We start from the raw sequence: 4,997 nt of genomic DNA on the forward strand, positions 1-4,997 counted from the left end.
GAAGCGCGCGATCGAGGCCGAGATCGGCGAATGGCCGGCGACGAGGTCGCGCACCATCGCTATGATGTCGGTCGGAAAGTCGTCTTTCAAGATAAAGCCGGTGGCGCCTTGACGGATCGCTGCGATGACGCTCTCCTCATCCCCAAGGATCGAGATCACCATGATATCCGTCCCGGGATGGCGCTGCCGCGTCTCCCGGATCAAGTCTAGGCCAGAGCCGTCGGGGAGCTGCAGATCGGTCAGCAGCACGCGCGGCGCCGCCTCGAGCAGACGGGTCCGGGCCTCCGTGACGGTCGCAGCGGCCGTAACGGTGAATTCACCGGTGGCCTCTAGCGCGTTCAGGAGGCGCCAGCACGTCGTTGCGTCATCTTCGACCAGCAGCACCTCGATCATGCGTTGACTTGCTCCCCCGCCCCGATGGGCGAGCCACCAAAAATGCCTTGTTTTAGCCTGTGTCGGCCTGTGGTGACAGCCCATATTCATGGGGCTTGTGCTGTCAGACAAACTGAAAAGGCCTCAGAAACCGTCCCAACCCATCATCAGTCAGGCCACGCAGAGCTGACGCCAAGCAGTTTGTTTCGATCTCGTTTGCTGGACCGCAGGCGGCCAGCGTTGCCAGCCCTCATGCGTCAGTTCGCATTGAGGCAGTTCACGTGCTCAACTAATCAACGTCAACGAGACGCTGGCGAGACAAGGGGTCGGCAACGATGGCAAGGAAAGACTGTGAATTGGAGTGCGCTCCTGTCGGTGGACACGATCAGGCCGCAGTTTTGACCCTGGGCGGGCTGTCGATCACGCGGGCGAGGTGCTCGAAAGCTTCGTGACGAAGCGCCGCGACAAGAAGGCTGCATTGAAATGCTTACGACAATCGCTTCGAAGGCATGGCTCGGTTGAAACGATCGTCACAGATCGTTTGGCGTCATACGGTGTGGCGTTGAAGCAGATCGGTGCCATCAACAAACGCGAAGTCGGCCGTAGGCTGAACAACCGCGCCGAGAATTCCCACCAGCTATTCCGAAGACGTGAACAGGCATGCTCCGGTTCATGCGGATGCGAAGGTTGCGGAAATTCGTAGCCCTCCACGGCTCCATTCATAACCAGTTCGCTTCGCGGCCCTTCAGGTCAATCAGGAACGCACCCTCACCTATCGGACCATTTTCAAGGAACGACGCACAGCTGCTCTCAACGATTGGCGTCAACTCTGCACGGCCTGACCAATGCTGGGTTGGGGCGACTTTTGAGACTTTTCGGTTTGTCTGACAGCACCCGCCCTGGCCCCTGCAATCCGACAGCCGCCCGGTCGCGCTCGTGATCGGGCGGCCAAGGATTTTCCTCAGAGCATTAAACCCAGGACGCGATCGGCAAGTGCGCCGAACGGAGCGCGCATCATTCCGGCCATGCTGAGCCGCGACTGGATGAAGACGCCCTTGGCGTGGCTAAAGGTCTTGAAACCTTCCTCGCCATGATAAGCGCCCATGCCGCTCGGTCCTACCCCGCCGAACGGCAGATCGTCCTGAGCAAATTGCAGGATCGTGTCATTGACCACTACGCTGCCGCTGGTCGTACTCGACAGCACTCGGTCGACGACTGCCGGCCGATCGCTGAACACATAGAGCGCCAGGGGGCGGTCGCCCGCGTTGATTCGCTCAATTGCTTCATCGAGGTTCCGATAGGCGACGACTGGCAGGACCGGCCCGAAGATCTCTTCCTGCATAATCTTCATGTCGGGCGTTGCTCCGACGACGATGGTGGGCGCCAGAGTGTTCGGTCGGCCAATCTTGGGCTGGGAGCCGATCTCGACGACCAAGGCGCCCTTCTGGCGCGCGTCGTCAATCAGGCCGACAAGACGGTCGTGATGGCGTTTGCTGATCAGCGAAGCATAGCCCTTGTCAGCTTGCCCCAGCGGGTAAGCTTTGCGGGCTTCGACTTCAAACGCTGCGGCGAAGGAATTAACCTTGTCCTCGGGAACGAAGGCGTAGTCGGGGGCGATGCATGTCTGACCGGCATTGCTGAGCTTGCCGTACACCAGCGCCTTGGCTGCGCGCGGAATTGAAAAGTCGTCATCGACGATAACCGGCGACTTTCCGCCCAGTTCGAGCGTGACCGGCACCAGGTTTTCGCTGGCCGCGCGCATGATCGCCTTGCCGACGCTGGTGCTGCCGGTGAAGAACAAATGATCGAAAGGCAGCGCCGAAAAGACTGCACCGATCTCCGGACCGCCTGTTACCACCGCAACTTCGTCTTCGGCAAAGATATCGGCCAGCATCTTGGCCATCAGCGCTGTTGTCCGCGGCGTGTACTCCGACGGCTTGATCATCACGCGATTGCCGGCGGCAATCGCTGTTGCGAGCGGTGTCAGGGACAGCGCCAGCGGATAATTCCACGGCGACACGATTCCAACTACGCCAAGTGGCTGCATCACAACCTTCGCACGCGCTGGGCGAAACTGCATGGCAACGTGGCGCGACTTCGGTCGCGCCCAGCGACGCAGGTGTTTCCGCAGATAGTCGATACCCTGGGTCACGGGCATGATCTCCATAACCGCGGTCTCGAATCGCGAGCGGTTGCCGAAATCGGCGTTGATCGCTTCTTCGTATTCCGAGCGAAGCGCGAGGATCGCCTTCTTCAGCTTAGCCAGACTGGCAAGCCGCTGGTCGAGCGCCGGCGCGCCCACCGCCATGAAAGCAGCACGCTGCGTGGCGAGCACGTCTGACAATGAGACATCGGCTGTGATGTTTGCTTGGGTGTTCATGCTAGCCTCTAACGGTTTGGGTCGACCCACCGCTCAGTGGCTTTCCGTCGCCGAGCTAAGTTGACGCTGTCCATATACGCGGGCTAAATTGTCACTGTCAACATTGAAATATCCGATGACCGTCATCGGCTCGGTAAGGCCAGTGGTCCGCTAGCGTGGATCGGCAGATGCGCCGCGCGTAACCGACTTTCGCAGAAGGGATATTGGCACAATGTGGGCGTTGTCAATATTGACGCGGCTTGCTATTAGGATGGTATGAGTTCACCCATAACATCCGCTGCTGCGCGCAAATATCATCACGGCGACCTTCGACAGGCGCTTATCAGCGCTGGCGTTGCGATCGTCACCGAAGAGCAAAACTGGAATTTCTCCCTGCGGGAGGTCGCGCGCCGCGCAGGCGTGTCGCACAATGCGCCATACAATCACTTCGCGGAAAAGCGTGACCTTCTCGACGCCGTTGCAGCGGTGGGCTTCGACACCCTTCGGGTCGATATGAGCAAAGCGATGGAGGGCGCCACCGATGCCTGCGTCGCGATGATCGCCATTGCACAGGCCTATGTAGCCTTTGCGGCGAACAACCCGACCCTTTATCGACTCATGTTTGGTTCGGCACTCGCTGGACCTGACGGAGCGCGGCCTGCACTGGCGGAAATCTCGGGTGCGGGCGCCAAAGCCGTTCTGCGCGACGTCATAATCCGTGGCACAGACGACAGCATGTTCATCGCATCGGCGGACGACGAGATGTCGATCGCAATGTCCGTTCTATCTGCCTGGTCGGCTGTCCATGGACTTTCGATGCTGATCGTCGACAACAAATCGGATGCACGGGCTAACCCCGAAGTCCTTGTAGAAAGCGTGATGACGCATTTTCTCGAAGGCCTGCGCCGCCGCTGAGGGCAATCGACAGAATTGCAGAGATCAGCGTAGGTTGGTTTAGAGTTACGGGGGCTTGGGGCACTGGTTGAGGAAAACCTGTGAATCGGCTTAGGTATTTCACCCCTTTAGGCGTGCAACACTGACCCCGATTCTTCCGCAGTTTGTTGCATAGCATCAAGTGCTTTCTGGCATTTGGGTAGGGTCAGCCTTCAGAGCCGATTGTGGGTCAAATGGCGTGCCGGTTCACAGCATCGGTGATCTACAGCGCTCGCTGGTCCGGACCGGGCTCTCTCGGACGACCAATTGTCTGCACCAAACAACGCTCACCGCCCCAGCGAGAGCGTATCGATGGCCAGTGCGCTTCTGAGAACATCCTGATCGATATGCGGCAAGATAAGCTTGCGGAAGGCCTTGTCGACCTGCTCGAACTCCTCAGCGCACCCGTCCGCACGATCAACTGGCAAAGCACCGCGCTGGACAGCTTCCTTGAACAGCTCGGGGCTTGCCCCATAGGCAAGACACAGTGTGTTGTACATGCGCTGCAGCGGTGTGCTGTGCACGTCGGCATGCTGCTTGTTGTCGACCAAGCGCAGTCGCTTGCGTTGAACCGCCGAGAAGTTCCGGACACCCGCTTCGTTCAAGTAAACATAGACAATGCCCGCCACGAGATGTGGGGTGTCTTTTCGTCCTAGACTGAGCAGCATATAGGCCGCCATCTGATCAGCCGCATCCTCTTCCCGACCCAGGATCGGAATATCGAGATAATCGAACAGAGCATGTGCACCTTCGTGCAGAATGACGTCGATCAACGCGCCGCTGATGGCGTGATGCTCGCTGACCCACGAAGGGCGCCTGCGGCTTGTGGCGCTTTCGATGATGTAGGCGATGTATTCATAACATATGGTCACCGCATCGGCTTCGAACCAGGCGTTGATTTCGCCATCGCACCCAGCAGTCCTGAATGTCAGCGGCTTTGGCAATCTGAACGGAGAGAGGGCGGTCTGAACGCGCTCCAGAATGTTTTTTTGCTTCAGGGTGTCGTGAATGTCCTGGTGAGCGCTGGTGGACGGCGCTGCGTACTCGATCCTGATGCGGTTGGGCTCTGGCGCTTGGGCCTTTGCCAAGCTGACCGACAGACCCAGCACGACGAGACAGAACGTGGATTTGAAGAAGCCAAGATTGAACGTCATGGTCCCCGCCAAAGTTTGGCGACATAGGTGAGAATGCTGTTGGACCGACCCTAACACGTGCACATCGGCATGGGCCAGTTTGATCCCTGTCCGGCAGATTGATCTGCCCCCACGAAACTGAACTATTCGGAGCTGGAATTTTCCAACAAGGATCCCGCGATCGGGACAAGGAGAGTTCC

Annotated in this window: 5 protein-coding genes; 2 read left to right on the forward strand and 3 right to left on the reverse strand. The window is 58.8% G+C overall.

Going from position 1 to position 4,997, the window contains the following annotated elements:
- A partial coding sequence (locus ACOVQ0_RS13205; protein WP_421885174.1) for a response regulator occupies positions 1–393 on the reverse strand: 393 nt, incomplete at its 3' end.
- A gap of 340 nt (positions 394–733) precedes the next feature.
- On the opposite strand from ACOVQ0_RS13205, the gene ACOVQ0_RS13210 reads away from it, so the two are divergent.
- A complete protein-coding gene (locus ACOVQ0_RS13210; RefSeq protein WP_421885176.1) occupies positions 734–1,075 on the forward strand; it encodes a DDE-type integrase/transposase/recombinase in 342 nt (113 codons plus the stop codon).
- Between the two features lie 258 nt (positions 1,076–1,333).
- Here the strand turns inward: ACOVQ0_RS13210 and ACOVQ0_RS13215 are convergent, their stop codons facing one another.
- Entirely contained in the window at positions 1,334–2,752 is a 1,419-nt protein-coding gene (locus ACOVQ0_RS13215) for a coniferyl aldehyde dehydrogenase (RefSeq protein WP_421885178.1), read from the reverse strand.
- A 255-nt stretch (positions 2,753–3,007) separates the two neighbouring features.
- On the opposite strand from ACOVQ0_RS13215, the gene ACOVQ0_RS13220 reads away from it, so the two are divergent.
- Positions 3,008–3,646 (forward strand): TetR/AcrR family transcriptional regulator, encoded by a 639-nt coding sequence (locus ACOVQ0_RS13220; RefSeq protein WP_421885180.1) that lies wholly within the window; start codon positions 3,008–3,010, stop codon positions 3,644–3,646.
- Between the two features lie 305 nt (positions 3,647–3,951).
- Here ACOVQ0_RS13220 and ACOVQ0_RS13225 read toward each other — a convergent pair whose 3' ends face one another.
- Entirely contained in the window at positions 3,952–4,818 is an 867-nt protein-coding gene (locus tag ACOVQ0_RS13225; protein WP_421885182.1) for a DUF4344 domain-containing metallopeptidase, read from the reverse strand.
- Between the last annotated feature and the right edge of the window lie 179 nt (positions 4,819–4,997).

This window comes from Novosphingobium sp., from assembly GCF_049240505.1.
Lineage (GTDB): Bacteria > Pseudomonadota > Alphaproteobacteria > Sphingomonadales > Sphingomonadaceae > Novosphingobium.